20 protein-coding genes are annotated in these 19317 nt (G+C 50.9%); 5 read left to right on the top strand and 15 right to left on the bottom strand.

Annotated features, from left to right (window positions below):
- Positions 1-609: 609 nt before the first annotated feature.
- From ACFOLF_RS06590 to ACFOLF_RS06610, 5 genes are all read right to left on the bottom strand, one after another.
- Entirely contained in the window at positions 610-1878 is a 1269-nt protein-coding gene (locus tag ACFOLF_RS06590; protein WP_210037663.1) for an adenosylhomocysteinase, read from the bottom strand.
- 17 nt (positions 1879-1895) lie between these two features.
- The gene (gene bshC / locus ACFOLF_RS06595) at positions 1896-3554 is read right to left on the bottom strand and encodes a bacillithiol biosynthesis cysteine-adding enzyme BshC (protein WP_210037664.1); all 1659 of its coding nucleotides are present in this window, start codon (positions 3552-3554) and stop codon (positions 1896-1898) included.
- Positions 3555-3747: 193 nt separating this feature from the next.
- On the bottom strand, positions 3748-4137 hold the full coding sequence (locus ACFOLF_RS06600) for a DUF3397 domain-containing protein (RefSeq protein WP_379114073.1): 390 nt from the start codon (positions 4135-4137) through the stop codon (positions 3748-3750).
- Between the two features lie 27 nt (positions 4138-4164).
- Positions 4165-5118, bottom strand: a complete 954-nt coding sequence (locus ACFOLF_RS06605) for a ketopantoate reductase family protein (protein ID WP_210037665.1) — start codon at positions 5116-5118, stop codon at positions 4165-4167.
- 108 nt (positions 5119-5226) lie between these two features.
- Positions 5227-5874 carry an RsfA family transcriptional regulator gene (locus tag ACFOLF_RS06610; protein WP_210037666.1) on the bottom strand — a complete coding sequence of 216 codons (648 nt, stop codon included), beginning with the start codon at positions 5872-5874 and terminating at the stop codon, positions 5227-5229.
- 270 nt (positions 5875-6144) lie between these two features.
- Between ACFOLF_RS06610 and ACFOLF_RS06615 the strand changes: the two genes are divergently transcribed.
- Positions 6145-6381: a DUF2626 domain-containing protein gene (locus ACFOLF_RS06615; RefSeq protein ID WP_210037667.1), complete on the top strand. Its 237-nt coding sequence runs from the start codon at positions 6145-6147 to the stop codon at positions 6379-6381.
- An 87-nt stretch (positions 6382-6468) separates the two neighbouring features.
- On the opposite strand, the gene ACFOLF_RS06620 is transcribed toward ACFOLF_RS06615, so the two are convergent.
- Entirely contained in the window at positions 6469-7653 is a 1185-nt protein-coding gene (locus tag ACFOLF_RS06620) for a class I SAM-dependent methyltransferase (RefSeq protein WP_210037668.1), read from the bottom strand.
- Positions 7654-7788: 135 nt separating this feature from the next.
- On the opposite strand from ACFOLF_RS06620, the gene ACFOLF_RS06625 reads away from it, so the two are divergent.
- The gene (locus tag ACFOLF_RS06625; protein ID WP_210037669.1) at positions 7789-8877 is read left to right on the top strand and encodes a hypothetical protein; all 1089 of its coding nucleotides are present in this window, start codon (positions 7789-7791) and stop codon (positions 8875-8877) included.
- Positions 8878-8913: 36 nt separating this feature from the next.
- Here ACFOLF_RS06625 and ACFOLF_RS06630 read toward each other — a convergent pair whose 3' ends face one another.
- Positions 8914-10191 (bottom strand): extracellular solute-binding protein, encoded by a 1278-nt coding sequence (locus tag ACFOLF_RS06630; RefSeq protein ID WP_210037670.1) that lies wholly within the window; start codon positions 10189-10191, stop codon positions 8914-8916.
- Between the two features lie 127 nt (positions 10192-10318).
- Between ACFOLF_RS06630 and ACFOLF_RS06635 the strand changes: the two genes are divergently transcribed.
- Positions 10319-10810, top strand: coding sequence for a hypothetical protein (locus ACFOLF_RS06635; protein WP_210037671.1), 492 nt, complete (start codon positions 10319-10321; stop codon positions 10808-10810).
- 45 nt (positions 10811-10855) lie between these two features.
- On the opposite strand, the gene ACFOLF_RS06640 is transcribed toward ACFOLF_RS06635, so the two are convergent.
- Positions 10856-12187, bottom strand: coding sequence for a PhoH family protein (locus ACFOLF_RS06640; protein ID WP_210037672.1), 1332 nt, complete (start codon positions 12185-12187; stop codon positions 10856-10858).
- A 116-nt stretch (positions 12188-12303) separates the two neighbouring features.
- Between ACFOLF_RS06640 and ACFOLF_RS06645 the strand changes: the two genes are divergently transcribed.
- Positions 12304-12849 carry a YhcN/YlaJ family sporulation lipoprotein gene (locus ACFOLF_RS06645; RefSeq protein ID WP_210037673.1) on the top strand — a complete coding sequence of 182 codons (546 nt, stop codon included), beginning with the start codon at positions 12304-12306 and terminating at the stop codon, positions 12847-12849.
- 63 nt (positions 12850-12912) lie between these two features.
- On the opposite strand, the gene ACFOLF_RS06650 is transcribed toward ACFOLF_RS06645, so the two are convergent.
- From ACFOLF_RS06650 to ACFOLF_RS06680, 7 genes are all read right to left on the bottom strand, one after another.
- Entirely contained in the window at positions 12913-13365 is a 453-nt protein-coding gene (locus ACFOLF_RS06650) for a pyridoxamine 5'-phosphate oxidase family protein (RefSeq protein WP_210037674.1), read from the bottom strand.
- Between the two features lie 82 nt (positions 13366-13447).
- The gene (locus tag ACFOLF_RS06655; protein WP_379219421.1) at positions 13448-14383 is read right to left on the bottom strand and encodes an LCP family protein; all 936 of its coding nucleotides are present in this window, start codon (positions 14381-14383) and stop codon (positions 13448-13450) included.
- Positions 14384-14518: 135 nt separating this feature from the next.
- Complete coding sequence (locus ACFOLF_RS06660; RefSeq protein WP_210037676.1) at positions 14519-14791, bottom strand: hypothetical protein; 273 nt, start codon at positions 14789-14791, stop codon at positions 14519-14521.
- Positions 14792-14839: 48 nt separating this feature from the next.
- The gene (locus tag ACFOLF_RS06665; protein WP_210037677.1) at positions 14840-15154 is read right to left on the bottom strand and encodes a YlaH-like family protein; all 315 of its coding nucleotides are present in this window, start codon (positions 15152-15154) and stop codon (positions 14840-14842) included.
- Positions 15155-15267: 113 nt separating this feature from the next.
- On the bottom strand, positions 15268-17109 hold the full coding sequence (typA, locus tag ACFOLF_RS06670) for a translational GTPase TypA (protein ID WP_210037678.1): 1842 nt from the start codon (positions 17107-17109) through the stop codon (positions 15268-15270).
- A 67-nt stretch (positions 17110-17176) separates the two neighbouring features.
- On the bottom strand, positions 17177-17659 hold the full coding sequence (locus ACFOLF_RS06675; RefSeq protein WP_210037679.1) for a hypothetical protein: 483 nt from the start codon (positions 17657-17659) through the stop codon (positions 17177-17179).
- Between the two features lie 108 nt (positions 17660-17767).
- Positions 17768-18427 carry a TerC family protein gene (locus tag ACFOLF_RS06680; RefSeq protein WP_210037680.1) on the bottom strand — a complete coding sequence of 220 codons (660 nt, stop codon included), beginning with the start codon at positions 18425-18427 and terminating at the stop codon, positions 17768-17770.
- A gap of 161 nt (positions 18428-18588) precedes the next feature.
- Between ACFOLF_RS06680 and ACFOLF_RS06685 the strand changes: the two genes are divergently transcribed.
- The gene (locus ACFOLF_RS06685; RefSeq protein ID WP_210037681.1) at positions 18589-19293 is read left to right on the top strand and encodes a TerC family protein; all 705 of its coding nucleotides are present in this window, start codon (positions 18589-18591) and stop codon (positions 19291-19293) included.
- Positions 19294-19317 lie beyond the last annotated feature (24 nt).

The raw sequence follows: 19317 nt of genomic DNA on the forward strand, positions 1-19317 counted from the left end.
AATGGGATAACGTTTGTGGCATTGAGATGGGAGCCAGTTGGTGTGTGCCCGGATTCGTTTTCGTCCCTTTGGGACACACTTTTACTTTTTGCGCGCCCTTGTTGGCCGCTCTGGGCCTATGATCTTTGGATAGCGTTTGTGGCAATGAGATGGGGAGAGTCCCCCTAAATCCCCCGGAGGGGGACCCCAAGGGCTCCGCCCTCTGGACACCCGAGTTGGGATAACGTTTGTGCCACTGAGATGGGACCTAGCTGGTGTGTGCCCGGATTCGTTTTCGTCCCTTTGGGACACACTTTTACTTTTTTCACACCTTGTTGGCCGCTCTGGGCCTATGATTTTTGGATAACGTTTGTGGCATTGAGATGGGAGCCAGCTGGTATGTGCCCGGATTCGTTTTCGTCCCTTTGGGACACTCTTTTACTTTTTGCGCGCCCTTGTTGGCCGCTCTGGGCCTATGATCTTTGGATAACGTTTGTGGCAATGTGGCGGGGCTTGGTTGGTTTGGGCTGGGTGGAACGCAAAAAACCGTTTGTGCGGATTCTTTTGGAATCCTGCTCAAACGGTTTTTTGATGAGAACCCCAGCTTGGTTGTCAGCGATTAGTTATTGCTTAATGCTCGGTCCAGCTTTCTTGGTAGGCTTTTTGCTCGTCTGTGAGCTTGTCGATCGCCATACCCATAGCAGCCAGCTTGTATTCGGCAACCCGTTGATCCAGCTCGTAAGGAACATTAACAACTTTAGCCCCGATTGTTTGATAGTTGTCATTTACATATTTAAGCGAAATCGCCTGCAAGGCGAAAGTCATATCCATGATTTCCGCCGGATGTCCGTCCCCTGCTGCCAGATTGACCAGTCGCCCTTCCGCCAGAAGGTAAATGCTGCGGCCATCTTTTAATTTGAATTCTTCGATATTCCGTCTTACGACGCGTTTGCTTGCCGTTAAAGCCTCAAGCTCCGGTTTGTTGACCTCGATATCAAAATGGCCGGCATTCGACAGAATCGCGCCATTCTTCATCACTTCGTAATGCTCGCCGCGAATGACGTCCCGATTGCCCGTAACGGTGACGAAAATATCGCCGACTTTGGCCGCTTCAATCATCGGCAGAACCGTGAAACCGTCCATGTAGGCTTCAACCGCACGGATCGGATCGATCTCGGTTACAACTACATTAGCGCCTAATCCCTTGGCACGCATAGCTACTCCCTTGCCGCACCAGCCATAACCGACAACCACAGCCGTTTTGCCTGCAGCGACCAGGTTGGTGGTACGGTTGATGCCGTCCCATACCGACTGTCCTGTGCCATAACGATTGTCAAACAAATATTTACAAAATGCATCATTCACCGCTACAACCGGGAATTTCAGCGAACTGTCCTTTTCCATCGCTTTCAGCCGCAGAATACCCGTTGTCGTTTCTTCCGCGCCGCCGCGCACATTTTCCATCAAATCAGGACGCTCGGCATGGAGAATCGATACAAGATCGCCGCCGTCATCAATAATGAGATCAGGCTTGGTTTCCAGCGCCTTGATCATCAGTTCTTTATACTCTTTGGGATCCGGATTGTATTTGGCGAATACCGTAATGCCATCTTCCACCAAAGCAGCACATACATCATCCTGTGTGGACAACGGGTTGCTGCCCGTTATGGTGACTTCAGCGCCGCCCGCCTGAACAACCTTTGCCAGATAGGCCGTCTTCGCTTCAAGATGAAGCGAAATCGAGACTTTAAGCCCCTTGAATGGCTGTTCTTTCTCGAATTGCTCGCGGATCCGGTTCAGCACCGGCATATGAGCCGCTACCCAATCAATCTTCAAATGTCCTTCCGGTGCCAGCGACAGGTCAGTGACAATGCTTGCTTTTTTGGCATCTACAGTCAATTATTCCAGCTCCCTCTCTATATATAAATCATGCGGTGTCCGCCACAGCGGTCAAGCGGCAGTTCCAGCAGACGGTCCAGCCAGCTTCGGCCGTACAGGTTCCAATATACCGAGATATTCACGACCCGTTCCTGCGGCAGTCCGGCAGGCCAAAGGGCTGTGGCAATCCGGTCCAATTGTCTGGTCACGGTTTCAAACCGCCTGGCATGCGCCTCTTTAGTCCGTTTCTCCAAATATTCGATCTGCTCTGTAATACGCCGCTTGTTGACTTCACCCAATAAGGACAGCCCTGTTTCAATGGAGCCAATTGTGTCCAATAAGGGATCGTACATCTCGGCAAAGTAACGCTTGGCTTCTGCAAAACGGCCATCGATGTCGACATCATCCTGCTCTTTCAGCCAGGTTTCCTTCCTCTCCGGGAAGCGGAAAGCCACATCATCAAAGGTTAAATCATATTTTATCATATGCTTCGCAATTGTTCCCTCAACCAGGGTAAACGACATGCGGGGCATAATAATCGGCATTTGCATGTCAAGCATGCGGAATGCGGGGGCTGTCAGCGCCCAATATGCGATTTCCCCTGCGCCAAGCACAGTTGCCAGCACCGGCAGCACATAATCCTGCATGACCGGGCGCGTCAATACATTATTGCTGAGCCTGCTCGGCGTATTAACCGCAATGCTCATCAGCTCCTCGCGCGAGCATGAGAATGTGCCTTTCCGATTCTCGAATCTTCCCTCGCGCTTGTACAAAAGAGTCCGTTCCGGAATGCCGGCGCCGTTCTCATCCTGCGGATCAAGGAAGAGGAACAGGTTGGCGCTTCCTTCCTGCGCATCGGCCTGCGGTTCAAATCCCAGCCCGCGCACCGCTTCGGCTCCCGTTAAATATGCCTGCTCCAGCTCATCATTGCGCTCGATGATCATCTGGAACATCGGAGCCTCCAGCTCCCGAAGCGCCGGATCATCCGAATCAAGCAGCACCAGACCCTGATCCCCGAACAACCAGCCCATTGTCAATGCGAACAAATCGGACATGGTCCGGGATTGTTCGGCAAATCCGGTTAAACGTGCTATAAGATCAGGCTTGAAGCCGGTATCCGGCAAGGAGCTTTTCAACTGCTCAACAGCCTCAAGAAAAGCCTCCCGGGTCAGCTCTGTACGGCTGACGGAAGTTCGTGAGCCCGAGGGGCGGTCGATGGCGATTTTATTAATTCCAGCGTCGCCATGATGAATAATGGCATGATTGGCTTCATCCCAATCGTGATCCTCGCCTGCAATCCAGAAGACAGGAATTACGGTTTCTCCGGTTAGTAGGGAAGCTTCCCTGGCAGCTGCAATTATGGTGACAGCCTTATGTATCACCAGAAGCGGTCCAGTCCATAATCCGGCCTGCTGTCCTCCTACAACTACCGGCGCTCCATTTGCAATGGCCTGAATATTGCTGATAACGGAACGATGTCCGTTTACTCTTGTATTATAGCGCTCCAGCATAGCCGCCAAACGATCGGCCGGGATGCGCCTTGACGTGTGTTCCTTCAACTGGCGGAGCCTATCCGTCCATGCTCTGTCATCTGCGGGGTGACTGCCAAATATACTCTCCACTTTCGGATTTGTCCGTTTCACATATTGTTCGGTTAACGGCTGACCGAAAGGCAGCTGTACCGATTCGATCTCCATGTACAGTCTCAACCTTCCCTCTATTTCATCATCATGAATTATGAAGTTGTATTGTTCTTGCTAAGCTGCTATAAAAAAGAAAGCATTTTCCCTCATTGTACACAACGTAAAGCTGACCGTCAAAAAGAAAATCGCCTCCTCTGCCGAGGAAGACGATGGAGCTTTTTATGTATAGACATCGATAGCGGTCATTTTATGCGGCGAAAAGGCTTTTGCCCATGCCAATACACATCAGCAAAACATATAAAATAGCCATCAAAAAAAAACCAAGCCGCCAGACGGCTCTGCCGATCCGCCGGACATCAAGGACGCCCTTCGATTGGTACTGCACATTTCCGAGCAGACCTCCGCCAAGCAGCAGAATCAATAAAATCCCGTATAAGCCAAAGTTGCTGTGAAAGATCCGATTGAACAAAACAGCCACGCAGCCGATCAGCAGGGCTGTGGTTATATCCATCGCCAATCGGAAAGCCCGTTTGCGGTCGCCGCTGATTGCCGCATATCCGAAATAAATCAGAATAAAAGGAACGATCGGAATCACAGCCAGCGAGGCGTAGACATTTTTGATACTTTCCCAAAGCAATTGTATAACGGCCGACTCCTCTCGCCATTAGCTCTTGGATAACGATTTAACTGCGTTCGTTACAGCATCATTTAATGGAGAAAGCAGGCCATACCGCTTGGCAAGCGAGGAAATTCCTCCGTTGATCCAGTCGATTTCCGTTAAGCGACCCGCTTTTACATCACCCAGCATGGATGATTCGTTATTTGCGGTTTGCCTGCAAACCTGCAGCAGCCGTCCCCAGGAATCTCCAGCCGCCGTCATGCCTGCAGCAAGCAGGATTTTCTCGCTCTCCGCATGCAGGTCCGCCATTTCTTGTCTTAATCCCGGGTCCTCTGCCAATATTCCGTTAGGGATACCATGTATGGCCGTAAGCGGATTAATAACCGCATTGATTAACAATTTCTGATAAATCCGATTACCCATGTCATTCGACAGTTCAGCCTCAATTCCTGCCGCATGCAGCGTTTCAAGCAACATTTTTTGCGTTTTGTCCCCATCTTCCGCGGCTTTTGGCCATTTGCCAAAGGTAAAGACGCCGTGTCCGGTGTAACGAACCCGGGTATCCGCTGTACGCAGGGCGCCTTCTGTCGTAACGGCGGCATAGAGCGGATTTTCCGGAAAATGCGACTGCAGTCTTTCCATATGTCCAATGCCATTCTGCAAAGCTAGCAGGGATGCCCCCCGTGCCAATAAACCGGACAGCCTGAGTTTGTCCATAAACGCGTCAGTCAGATGCGATTGCTTGACGGTCAGCCAAATCCAGTCGTCTGCCCCAGGCTGCATGCCAGCCCCTGCCTTGTCAAGCTCGGTGGCCATGACAGGATATCGTCTGCTCTGCAGGCCGGCCTCTTCGAGGCAAATACCGCCGTCACGTAGCGACGCGGCTTGCTTTTCCCCGCGTGCGGCAAGCATAACCTCAGCGCCCGATCCGGCGAGCCGCGCTGCGTACATCAGTCCAAGCGATCCGGCTCCAACGATTATGATTTGCATTCTCATCATCCTTCGTCACATCCTAGTAGTATCTGTATCGTAGCATGCGAACAGCAAAAAATCCCGCCATTCCTGCTCGGATGGGCGAGATTTCTTCATTTGCAGGTATTTAATTTGTTACTCAATACGCTCAAGATTACCGTTTGCATCCATTTTGAACCGCGGCTTTGATTCGTCTTCCTCCGTCAACACCGTGAGCCTGCGCGCTCGATCCATAATCTGGATCAGCGTTTTGTAGTCATCGTTGACGGTACGGTAATCCGTTTGCGCGCTGTTCACTTCAAGCGAAAGCTTCTGATTCTGCTCACGAAGCGTGTACAGCTCTTCATCCTTGTCACGGACATCCCGTTCAAGCGTTTTGATCTGTCTTGTGAGCTCTTGATAAGTCCCTTTCCATTGACGAAGGAAACGAATGACCATATCGATGGATAACGACTCTTCCGTCAGCGGTTCACTTTTGTACGTGCGCTCTTCCCCATCGATAACGGCAATCGAAGAAACATGAGGAGCCGCCACAAACGTTTGTTTTTTCATATAGTTCCGTTTTTGACGCTGCTGTTTCGCGATTTGTATAGCTTCTTCATAACGCTTGCGGACACAACTGTTCCATCGAAATCCACATGCGGCGGAAGTTCGGGCGATCCGTTCACCCACTTCTTCGAAAGCGGCCAGTTGTGTGCTGCCTTCGCGAATGTGACGCAGGGTTACCTCGGCGAGGATGAGATCGTCATCCGGGCTCCACGCATCTTGTCTGACTGCTGTCATGCAACGAAAACCTCCTAACATTAGGCGCTTACTTTATCTCTATGCGCTTGGTAGAGTTCATAGAATCTATCGGATACTAAATTGTATATCCATTTTTTCGAAAGCTCATACATGTTTTACTCCGAATTGTCACAAACTAAATAACATGCATCACCAAAAGGCCGTAAAGTTTGCCAATTCGTCACCGGTCACTGGTTTACAGCGGTTTCCCAAAACGATATAATGGGCAATAGAAATCGGGTCTTGTACTTGCGAGAGGGGGATGAAATCATGGCACGTATGTTTCGGGTGCTCGGCTTTTGGACGTTGGTCATTGCGCTGATGGCGTTTGCCGGGGATATGAACGAGATGGCGTTGTTGTTCTTTATCCAAACGGTCGTGTTTGTCCTGTTAGGCTATCTGAACTTTTCTGAAAAAACCTACCTGCTGATGTTCTGGGGTTATATGTTTATCTCATTCGTCGGCTTTACGTATTGGACCGTATTCGTAATGGGCAACCCTTTCTAATACATCCTTTCGTGACAACAAATAAGCAAAAGGCTGCTGAACGAAGAAATCCCTCTTCGTTCAGCAGCCTTTTTTCCGTTCCTGCCGTTATTCCTTGCGCAGCACCAGTACCTTGAATGTCTCGCTCATCCCATTTCCCAAAAGAAGCTGCGCAATGGCCCGATTGCGCCTGGCTTCATCGCCGAACGGATTTCGCCCGTCATGCGCAATGAGGTCGTCAAGCACACCCTGATCCACCAGAAAGCGCTTTTGTGTATCGTAATAACTGATTTGCCAGCCAGAGGCTTTGGCGGCCCGCATACAAGCGGTAAAATTCACATGGGAGGTTATATCCTGCTCGCCGATGGAAACAAACGGGTCCTCATGCGCGATATGATCCTTATAGCATTGCAGCGTTCCGTTCATTCGATGCGGCGCATAAAGCTCTTTCGCCTCATGTCCGTAGTCAATCAGAATCATCGCTCCCTGCCGGATGATCCCGGCCATCGCAGCGATCCACCGTTCCGCAGCAAGATTGACTTCCGCTTCCTGTCCCTCCTGCAGCTCCACCCCGTCGAGACTCAGAGACTTCTCAATATCAGGGTCGGTCAGCGGCATACAGGCGTATTGAAAAGCTGCCCCCTGCGGCCCGGAAGAGATGCTGCCTCCACCGGTGCTGGCGACACCGAGCTCCCATAAGCGGCCATCCAGCTTGACAACCCGATGAACGGGGAAGGCATCGAGGAGTTCGTTGGCAACGACAATGAGCGGCCCTGAGCGCCAATTGGCAGCCTCTGCTTCTGCCGGGGACATAAACCGCATACTGCCAAGCTCCTCGCGGTTCGGCTCCAGCAGACTTTGTGCAGCGGCCAGATGTACCGGGTTGGCATCAACAACCGTGTAGTGCATCATTCCAAGCGGCATATGTCCGGTCCGTTTCCAGGCAGCCAGCATCTGCCGGGACAATCTGCCGGTTCCCGCTCCCCACTCGGCCGCATTGGTTTCTTTCCCGAAGGATTCCGCAAGCCCGGCAATAAATTCCGCCAACTTGTCGCCCATCACGGACCCCAGATGCGAGCTTGTGTAGAAGTCTCCCGTTTTGCCAACGCGCACCTCTCCCGAACGATAGTATCCGCCCTTCTCATCATATAAACACATATCCATATAGTCATAAAAAGACAGACAGCGAACCGTATGTTCTCCACCTGTATGTTTATTGTACAGCCTTCCTTGCGTGCCATTCCGTTCAATCCGCTCAGCAATCCGGACTCTCAACGGCTCTGATTCATTCACCTTACGCCTACCTCCATGTCAAGGACAAATTAGCCTGTTCAAGATATAATAGAAAATTATACCGCATATATTAGTTCATGATAAAATCCTGATTTCGTACGGCCGCTTGAAAATCATAAAGGGGGAGCTTTATTCTTGAGAGCAACGAAACGCCGTGGGCTTCTGGCTTTCGCCGCCAGCGCCCTCGCCATTTGGCTGACGGTTTACCCTGTTCTCGCCCAGTCGCCGGAGGATGAAGAAGTAAGACGCATCATGGAGAAGAGCCTCTCCGTCGTGGAATTGGACAAGGAGATCACCCGGATAGCCGAGCAGCAGAAAGCGATTGCTGGCCAGCTTGATCAATCCCGTTCCTCGCTTCAGACACAGGAGCTGATCATGGATAAACAGAGAGAGGAAGCCGGAGCTGTCCTGCGAGCCTATTACACTGGGGAACGCGATATTCTGATGACTGCGCTGCTGAAATCGGGAAATCTTGCGGATTTACTGACAATGCTGGACTATTTCAACTTTATTTTCTCTCATGACAAGGTGACATTGAATGAATATAAGCAGCAGTATAATGGCATCCAGAAGGGCATTCAGCAGTTGGACCGCGAATCCAAGCAGCTTGCTGAAGTGGAAGTCCGCTTGAAAGAACAGCGCGACCGCGTCTCCGCTCTTTCCAAAGATATTGACAGCAGCCTGAGCGGCCGGTCCGACGAAGAAAAGCTGCGGCAGATGATATCGGAGCTGACTGATTTCTGGCAGAACGTCGGCCTGCTTGAGGTCAGAAAATATTTCAGCGCATTGTCCAAAGCGATGAAAAATATGCCGGACTGGGTACAGAACAATAAGGATTTACTGGAGATTGACGGCTTCAACTATACTCTCTCGATACCGGAGGATAAGCTGAACGCTTTTTTGCGGGAGCAAAATGAAATGTTCAATAATTTTGCATTTGCCTTCACTAACGACGCCGTTATCGTAACCGGCAAACGCGACGGACTTGAGGTTAAGCTCACAGGGCGCTATACGGTGGAGGAAACGGATGAAGGAACGGCCATCTTGTTCCATGTAAACGAACTGGTATTCAACGGACTTGTTCTTCCGGATACAACCAGACAATCGCTGGAGAAAGAATTCGATCTGGGCTTCTATCCTCAGCGGATTGTTTCTTTCCTTAAGGCCAAATCCGTATCGATCGAAGATGGGAAGCTGATCGTCAAGCTGGCTGTCAATCTGTAAAAGAAGCGGCGCATTTTGCGGCGCTTCTTTATATCTTTATGATCCATTCCAGTTCTCAATCATTTTCTCCATGTCCAGCGCTTCAAAAGGCTGCCGGTCGTCCGTCTTCCAGAGACTTGTCCAGCGCTCCCAACGCTCGGACCATGAAGGATCCGGAATGAAGACCTTGCTTTTGAATAAACTGAGCACCCAATAAGGCGGTTTCTTCGCCATGCTGTCAGATTCAAATTCACCTGCATAAGCCGATTTTCTTGCCGGCAGCCTGCCGAACGTTTCATAGCGGTCAAGCTGCGAGCCTTTTATCACCATTTCATTGATCCACAAACGCGCCTGATCCGGCCACAGCGATTGCGCGGATAATACAAAGCTTCTGCCGCCGATCCAGCTCAGCGGACTTCGCTGCGGACCAGCGCTTACAGATCCATTATTGGACAACATCATGCTCCTGTATTCCGACCAGGGCATAACAGCCGAGAGCAGTTCGCCGCTTTTCAATTTGTCCGGAACGGTATTCTTGCCCGATTCGGCACCCTGTTCCGTCTGCGGCCTGCTGAAAGGGCCGAGAAACCGGAGCTGCTCCTTCATCTCTGCGTTCATTGGATGAAGATTGGCTGCATCCTCCGCATTGGAATCGAACATACCAAGCCATGCCAGCATCTGCCGGGGATCAGACATCGCAAGACTAACCGGTTCCACCTTAGGTGACGCGGCTTGCAGACCATTATATCCCTTCACGAAAGACTCCCAATTCTCAGGAGGCTCATTCATACCCGCTTGCTTCAACAACTCCGTTTGCCACACGATCAGCATAGGGTTGATATCCAGCGCGACTCCCCACATGGAGCCGTTCCATTTCAACGTATCTGTTAACGCTTCCAATTGATCCGCCAGGGAATCTCCCGTATAAATATCATCGGCAGGCAGCAGATAGCCCTGAACCGCAAACTCGCGAACGCGGTTGTTGTCCAGCAGCATGATATCGAAGGGCTCTCCGCCATGGGCCGCTTCCTTCCACTTGGCATATGCATCAGGTCCGGGAATATTCGCCAAGTCGACCCTGATTTGCGGGAACCTGCTCTCGAAGTTCTCTTCGCTCTTCTGCCAATACTGAAACTCCGTCTCACTCATGGAGACGGCTATGCGAACGGTCGCCACATCCTCGCTACCATTGTCAACCGTTAACGGCTGCTCCTCTGAAGGCAATCCTCCGGAAATCGTGTTTGGCGAGCCGGGTTTGCCAATCATCGGAACAAGCAGAGCTGTGCATATCGTGCATATGCCCAGCAGCAGTACAACCAGTTTCCTGCGAGACACCTTTTCCCTCCCTCAGTCACCTTTGACTTCAAGTCAGACCAAACCGTATACTTACCTATAGTTTAGCAATAAAGCGGCGTGTTGTCGCCTATAGATTGTCACAATGCTGGAAGGAGATTTACATTTGATGAATGTCATCCATAGCGTAGAGCTTCATCTGCCCGGGGATAAGCTGCCCGGTTATTACGCGCAGATCGTGAAGGGCATTGCCAATACAGTCACCCTGCTTGACCGCGACAAAACCCTATTATTCGTAACCAGTGAGGCAGAAGCGGCGGAGATTGAGAATTTTGTCCAGCATTACCGCGTGGAAACGGACAGGGGAATTTGGTTGGCGCTTGAAGAGAGCTGGGAAGTGAATGAGCGGAAATTTGAAGATTACGGGGTCCGGACCCGCTCCGGCAGCCGGTATCTGGATTTGCATCTTGCGGCGGTTATGGAACTGTCCTCCGGCGGCGGCGACTCGGAGCTTGCGCAAGCTCTTGAGCAGTGCGAAGAACACAGCGCCGCGAAGCAGCATAAAGAAGGCCGACAGCTGCTGGCTGTCGACCGTGAACAAATCGAGCTTATTGAGGGCATTGCCCGCGCTTACCGCTGCAGGGCAGATCTTCTGCTGTAAGAGTCCGTCGTCACATCCTGCCGCTCTGTCGGCTCTGCAGAGGCCTTACAGCAAATCGGCGGCCAATTGGGCCAGCCTTGACCGTTCGCCTTTCTCAAGCGTCATGTGGCCGCTTATGTTCTCCTGCTTGAATGTCTCCACAATATGGGTCAGCCCGTTGCTGATGGAATCCAGATAGGGATGATCAATCTGCTCGGGATCCCCCATAAGGACGATCTTACTGCCTTCACCGACACGGGAGACAATGGTCTTGACCTCATGCCTGGTCAAATTCTGGGCCTCGTCGATAATAATGAACTGTCCCGGAATAGAACGGCCGCGGATATAGGTGAGCGCCTCAACCTGGATACTGCCCAGCCCCATCAAAATTTTGTCGATATCGCCGGATTTTTTGGTATCGAACAGAAACTCCAGATTATCATAGATCGGCTGCATCCACGGACGCAGCTTCTCCTCTTTTTCTCCCGGCAAATATCCGATATCCTTCCCCATCGGAACAACAGGTCTTGCGATCAGGAGCTTTTTGTACTTATGCTCATCCTCCACCTTCATCAGCCCTGCGGCCAAGGCCAGCAGCGTCTTGCCTGTTCCGGCTTTTCCCGTCAATGTGACCAGCGGAATATCATCGCATAATAGCAGTTCCAGCGCCATCCTCTGCTGCGCGTTGCGGGCCGTAATGCCCCACACCGGATCATTGCTCAAATAAAGCGGCTCCAGTCTCGCCCCATCCTGCGTAACCTTGAGCAGCGCAGACTTCGAAGTGCCCATCTCATCCCTTAGAATAACGAATTCATTGGGATGGAGCCTGGTGCCCAGCTGCATATTTTTGATCGTCAGGAAACGGTACGTGTAAAATTCGTCGATGACGCTGGGATGAACGAATATCGTCAAATACCCGGCATACTCCTCCGATGGCGAGACCACCCGGTCGGACAAATAATCCTGTGCGGAGAGACCCAGCACATCCGCTTTGATCCTGACCAGCACATCCTTGCTCACAATGACAACCGGTCTTTTTTCCCCTTTGTTTTCTTCCTCCATCTGATAATTCAGGGCCACCGCCAGTATGCGGTTATCATTAGACATTTCGCCGAACATTTCCTGCACACGGACGAAGCTCCGATGATTCAGCTCTACCTTGAGGAGTCCGCCGTTATCAAGCTTGATTCCCTCATGCAGCCGGCCTTTCTCGCGCATTTGATCAAGAATCCTTGAGATGGAACGCGCGTTTCGGCCCAATTCGTCGGCCAGTCTTTTTTTCGAATCTATTTCTTCCAACACCACCGCGGGAATAATCACTTCATTGTCATCAAATGCGAAGAATGCTTGTGGATCATGCAGCAGCACATTAGTGTCGAGCACGAATATTTTTTTCATCGTGAGCCCTCCTGGCGTTGGAATTTCGTAACCAAGGCATACATAGCGCGATACCTGAATGGGGCAAACTATGCTCGATTGAATGAAATGTGAATGATGAAAGGCAGGTGGCGATAATGAGTAAGTGGCTGGCATCGGCTATGATCCTTTGCTTGCTCGCAACAGGCTGTGGAACTGTTGCTCGCAATGAGACATCACCCTCTCCACAGAATACTAAAGGTGTGCGTGTGCAGCAGACCACCCCGCACAAAGAGCCCATCAGCAGTCCAAAGCAGGTCGCAGCCCATCTGGAAGCCTTGGCAAACCAAGTTCCGGGTGTAAAAGGTGCGCACTGCGTCGTGTTTAATAATACGGCGGTCGTTGGAATCGATGTGGATGGCAAGCTGGACCGTTCCCGTGTTGGAACGATCAAATATGCGGTTGCGGAAGCTTTACGCAAGGATCCCTACGGCATAGATGCGGCTGTCACGGCAGATATGGATTTAACCCACCGATTGAACGAAATGGGCACCGATATCAGGCAGGGTCGGCCCCTTCAGGGCTTTGCGGAAGAGATGTCCGATATTATCGGACGCATCGTGCCGCAGATGCCGCGGGACACGCAGCCAAGAAATATGGAGCATGGCGATCCGAACCAACCCAAGCTCCAGAAAAATTTGTAAAAAGAGCTGATCGCCTAAAAGCGAGACGCCAAACAAAGACACAAAAAGCCTAGCAGCTTTACACTAGGCTTTTTTCATGGCGGCAAACACCTGTCGATCCAGTTTATCCGCAGCTCGTTTATCGTAGGTTTTCTCATACTCCGGCATGGCGGACAAGCGCGATCCATAGAACATCGCATCACGGATATACCCGATTTCAATATCGAAGCAGACCAGCTTGAAAGGAACTTCATCCAGTGAATCCTTGACCAGACGGGCTATGCCGTATATGGTCTGGATACTCCCGGGCACGAACACAGTGACGCTCACGTCGGCTTTGGACAGCATATTCACAGCCAGGCGGGAACGCCCGTCAATGGCAAACCGGAGTGTGGATTCATTCACTGGATAAATCCATGAAACTGCGCTGGAGGTCGGAGAGCCGGCTTCCGCATCAATCGTGTGGAGAAGTGCGAATGGTTCGTTTTGCAATTGTTGGAACAATGATTCAGAGAGCGCAGTAACGGTTTCGGTCATCCGCATAACCTCCTTGCTCAAATAGTCAAGATTGCGCCCGATGCGTCCATTATAACATAGCCATGAACGCTCTTACCACCCGTCATTCCGCCGCCAGTTTTGACTTCAGAGCCGCTTTGGCTTCATCAAGCTTTGCTTCGTCCAGATGGACATACGGGCTTTTCCAGACACCCGTCAGCGGAATAAACTCAATATCGTCGCGGCCCATCCCGAAATACGTCTTAAGCATGTTCTGCACCTCGGCGGAGGGAACATCCATACGCATATTATCGCCTACCGCTTTAATCACGCCTCCGATTTTGGTCACCCCGGAGAACGACTTCAGTTTATCGGCAATCTCGCCCAATACCTGACTTTCACGTTTGTTGCGGTCAAAGTCGCTGGACATATTCTTGCCGTCATTGGATTTGCGGTAACGGACAAAATCCAGAGCCTGCTTGCCGTTTAGCACCTGGACGCCCTTAGACAAGTCTATGTTCGTGCCATCCGCATTATCCACGTAATGCATATCCATATCCACATCGACCTGAATACCGCCGAGTGCATCGACTACATCGGCAAAGCCCTCGAAGTTGATCGTGGCCGTATAATCGATAGGTATATCAAAAAATTCGCCGAACATTTCGCGCATCCCTTGTTTCGCCTTTTTCTCCGCATCCTTCTGCTCAAGGCCATCTTTCTTGGCACTGGACAGGAATGCCGCATAATAACCATTGGCTTTCCGGACTCTATAACCATCCAGATCGATTTCCGAATCCCGCGGGATGGAAACGACCGTCGATTTCTTCGTGTTCGGATTGAATGAGGCGATCATCATCACGTCCGTGTTCAGACTTCCTGTTTCCTTACGGGTATCGAAGCCCAGCAGCAAAAAGGTGACCGGTTTCACTTTAACAGACTCTGACGCAGGCACTTCCACAGAAGGATCGGCATCCGTTGTAATACTGCCAAGCGTATCTTTATACAGCCAGTACAGGTAGCCGGCAATAGCTATCAATACGAGCAGGATGACGACCATGATGCGCCGCATCCAATAAACACGCTTTTTTGGTTTTTTGTTGCCTCCGGATCCTTGAGGCCCGTCCGATTTCCTGGAACCTCGCGAAGTCGATCTCGGCGGCATAGAGGACTTACTCATCGCTTCCACCTTCAATCAGTTATATTTCGGGTTTTCCTTGATGTCATTGAGCAGTTGTTCACCCGCTTCACGAGGGATCATCTGGACTTTACTGCGCCCTTCCTTCTCATAGCGGACATGAATCATCGTGTCGTCAACCTTGTCGATAACGATCTGTGTGACATGATGGTCCTCCGTCAGGATCTGCAGAAAAAAATCACGCGTATCCAGAGCGGCGCCATCATGGGGTCTTCCTTCAGCAACGAGCTGAATTTGCAGCCAGTTAAACAGGGCGTCTTCAAACCGCATGATGCTGCCACCTCCTGTTCATCAAATGGATTATTTGCCTGTCGCCGGTTAACGGGTCGGCTTATTGCTTGGATCGGCGGGAGGTTCGGAGCTCGAGCCCTTGCCTTTCCACTTGTCGTAAAGCTGGCGCCCGCGCAGCATCAGCATCATAATCACGGCAACCGACATACATTGAATAATCGGCAGCTTGTCGATTTGAAATACGAACAATACGAATGCGCCGGCAGCCATGACGAGATGAACCAGAATTTCCTTGATAAGGGGCAGCCGCTGTACCCGGAACACTGAATTGAAGATATAGATAACCAAGCACAAGATGATAATATACGTTATAACGGGATGGCTGTGAAACCAGTTTTGCATCCTTCAGCCTCCTCCTTCTTATTCTACGTTATAGGTTTCTAATGAAAACGGCAGGGTAATCGAACCGAAGTCGGTCCGCCACCCTGCCATGAAAGAGCTCGTGAAATAATGGATTATACGCCCGATTGTGCTGTTCTGCGCTGTTTATCGGCACGCTCACGTTCGCTCTTATTCAAAATCTTCTTGCGCAGACGAATGGATTTTGGCGTCACTTCGCAATACTCATCGTCATTCAAATATTCAAGTGCCTGCTCCAGCGAGAACAATACCGGTGTTTTCAAACGAACCGTATCATCCTTGGAGGCGGTACGAATATTGTTCAGCTGTTTCTCCTTACAAATGTTGACGATAATATCGCTGTCGCGATTATGCTCGCCTACAATCATGCCTTCATAGACTTCAGTTCCCGGTTCGAGGAACAGCACTCCGCGGTCCTCGACACCAAACATGCCGTAAAATGTGGATACGCCATTCTCGCTGGCAACCAGAACCCCTTGATGACGTCCGCCAACCGAAGTGCCGACGAATTGGCCGTAATTATCAAAGGCATGATTCATGATGCCATAGCCGCGGGTCAGTGTCAGGAAGTTCGTCCGGTAACCAATAAGCCCGCGAGCAGGAATGATGAATTCCAGACGTACCTGGCCTGTTCCATTATTAATCATATTGACCATTTCCGCTTTGCGTGCACCAAGGCTCTCCATGACCGAGCCTGTGCTTTCTTCCGGTACATCGATCAACAGGCGCTCGTACGGCTCCATTTTCTTGCCATCGATTTCCTTCACGATAACTTCCGGCTTGGACACCTGCATTTCAAAGCCTTCACGACGCATATTTTCGATCAATATGCCCAGATGAAGCTCTCCGCGTCCGGATACGACAAAGGCATCCGGGCTGTCCGTTTCATCGACGCGCAGGGCAACATCAGTCTCAAGCTCTTTAAACAGTCTCTCACGGAGTTTACGCGAGGTTACCCATTTTCCTTCACGACCCGCAAACGGGCTGTTGTTGACGAGGAAGGTCATCTGCAGGGTAGGCTCATCGATCTTAAGCACCGGCAAAGCTTCAGGGTTCGCAGGGTCCGCGATGGTTTCCCCGATATTGATCTCACGGATGCCGGCGATCGCCACGATATCGCCCGCTCCGGCTTCTTCAACCTCGATGCGCTTCAAGCCCTGGAAGCCGAACAGCTTCTCGATACGCGCCTGCTTCACCACGCCTTCGCGGTTAATGACTGCTACGGATTGACCCTGGCGGATCTTGCCGCGGTTCACACGGCCGACTGCGATACGGCCCAAATATTCATTGTAATCCAGCAGGGTAACGAGAAACTGCAGCGATTCATCCACGCTCTCTGTCGGAGATGGAATATGTTCGATGATCGTTTCGTACAAAGCCTGCATATTCTCATCCTGTTTATCCACATTCAGGCTGGAAGTCCCCATCAATGCGGATGCATAAACAACCGGAAAGTCAAGCTGCTCGTCGCTTGCGCCGAGTTCGATAAACAGATCGAGCACCTCGTCAACCACATCGGAAGGGCTGGCGTTGGGACGGTCGATTTTGTTCAATACGACAATCGGCGTCAAATTGCTTTCAAGCGCTTTGCGGAGCACGAATTTCGTCTGCGGCATACAGCCTTCGAACGCGTCGACGACCAGAAGCACGCCGTCAACCATTTTCATAATCCGTTCAACTTCGCCGCCAAAGTCGGCATGTCCCGGCGTATCTACGATATTGATCAAATAATCCTTATAGTTGATCGCCGTATTTTTGGCAAGGATGGTAATTCCGCGTTCCCGTTCCAAATCATTGGAGTCCATGGCCCGCTCCTGTACGGCTTCATTGTCCCGGAACGTACCGGATTGTTGAAGCAGTTTGTCGACGAGAGTCGTTTTCCCATGGTCAACGTGTGCGATAATCGCGATATTGCGTAAATTTTCTCTGGCTTGCATGTTCAGTATCCACTCCACTTTGTTTAGTTTATCTTTATTATAATCCAACCGTCACTTGCTCACACACTTACCAGCGGGTCTTTCTCCCGGCTACCAGCCAGGCGCCGATCGCAATAAGACCTGCCGCAACAATATACAACCCCCAGCCCCAGAATACCATGATTACGAAAAAAGATGCGGCAATCAACGCAAGAGTTATAGCAAGCGTCAATGGAAATTTGGGATGGGCCATTTCAAACAGATGGAATTCGTACAACCCGACCGCAGCCCCAAAAATAAACAAAGGCCATAAGTACTGCATATTGCTCCACCCGAATGCAATACAAAAGAAAAAAATTAAGGCGCTTATCGACGATATCGCCCCAGGCACAAGCACAAATGTGGGAAGCAATCTGCCGAAAAACAGCACGTGCAGCAATATGCCTGGGATCAGCACGAAAAGCGGCCAGAAGTTCGTCCCGATAAACGCAAACAGGCCAAGCTTCCCGAGCAGAATTACAGCGCCGGCGAATAAAAAAAGAAAACCGACGGTGTATTGATTTTTCGACATGCCCAAAGTTCCTTTCTCTCGACACTTTTTATCATTACTATAGTGTACTGGAACGGACAGCAAAAAACCAGTGCAACAGACTAAAATCCACACAAAAAAAACACTGCTTCATCTTTTCAGACGGAGCAGCGCGATAATTATGACAAAAGGAACACATAAAATCGGCAGCGCCTGCTGCATGGTGGGCAAGCTGTGAAACCCCAATCCGGCAAGCCCGGGATCATGTACAAGCATCTCCCCTGCGGCGTAGCCGAGCAATCCGCCTCCCGCATAAACCAGCGGCGGATAACGCTTCAACAGATTGCCGAGCAGTTGGCTTCCCCAAATAATGATAGGGATACTGAGTCCGATTCCCAGCATAATCATTATAGGCTCGCCTTCGGCAACGGCTGCAATGGCAAGCACATTATCCAGACTCATAATAAAATCGGCGACCACAATGGTACGGATCGCTCCCGCAAGGGAGCCGGGTTTGCGGATTTGATGGGACTGCTCGGCAGGAGACGCAGCATCCATCACCAGCTTGACGGCAATCAAGAAGAGCAGCAAAGCGCCCAATGCCTGGAGATAAGGTATTTGCAGCAGCGTAATGGCCACCAGAGTCAGCAGACACCGCAAGCCTATAGCCGCAGCCGCTCCCCACCATACCGCTTTGCGCCTCTGCTCCGGGGGCAGCTGCTGGCTGGCAAGGGCGATGACGACAGCATTGTCGCCGCTGAGCAGTACATTAATGAAGATGATTTGAACAAAGACCCACAGGCTGTCCATTCCCTGCCACCTCTCACATGCTATCCGTAATACGAGCCTCTTTATGAAACGGTATGTCCCGGCATGGCTTCTTATGTTAGAAAATAATTATGAATCGAACCTAGTGCTTGCACGTATATACTAAAAAATCAGGTAAGGGTTGGAAGGGAGAGGACAAGAGGATGGATTTCTTTTCGTTTGAATTTTTTTCAGCCTTGCTTACTATCGTATTCATTGACCTCATTCTTGCAGGGGATAATGCCATTGTAATCGGGCTTGCCGCCCGCAAATTGCCTAAATTACAACAAAAGAAAGCCGTCATCTGGGGAACGGTAGGAGCGGTCGGCATCCGGGCATTAGCCACCATATTGGTCGTTTATTTGCTGGATATACCGTGGCTCATGCTAACAGGAGGAATCCTGCTGCTGTGGATTGCCTACAAGCTGCTGGTGGACGAGAACAATCATGAGGATATCAAGGCAGGCAATAATCTCTGGCAGTCCATACGAACCATCATCATTGCCGACGCCGCGATGGGGATAGACAATGTTATCGCAGTCGCAGGCGCAGCGCACGGCAATATAACCCTCGTCATACTCGGCCTTTTAATCAGTGTTCCGGTGGTTGTTTGGGGAAGCACCCTGTTTATCAAAATCATCGAACGGTTTCCATGGATCATCTATCTGGGCTCAGGCGTTCTCGCCTACACAGCAGCAAAAATGATCACGCATGAAACCAAGATCAGCCAGGTGTTTGAGAGCAGCGCGCTGTTCGAATGGTCCTTCCTCATATTGGTCGTGGTCGTCATCATCGTCGCAGGCCTTTGGAAAAACACTGCAAGAAGCCGCAAAATTTCCAATGAAAAAAGCAGGGAAGCCCAAGCTTGACCGGGCTCCCTGCTTTTTCTTTGT

It is taken from the genome of Paenibacillus sepulcri (assembly GCF_042647105.1).
GTDB lineage: Bacteria > Bacillota > Bacilli > Paenibacillales > Paenibacillaceae > Paenibacillus_Z > Paenibacillus_Z sepulcri.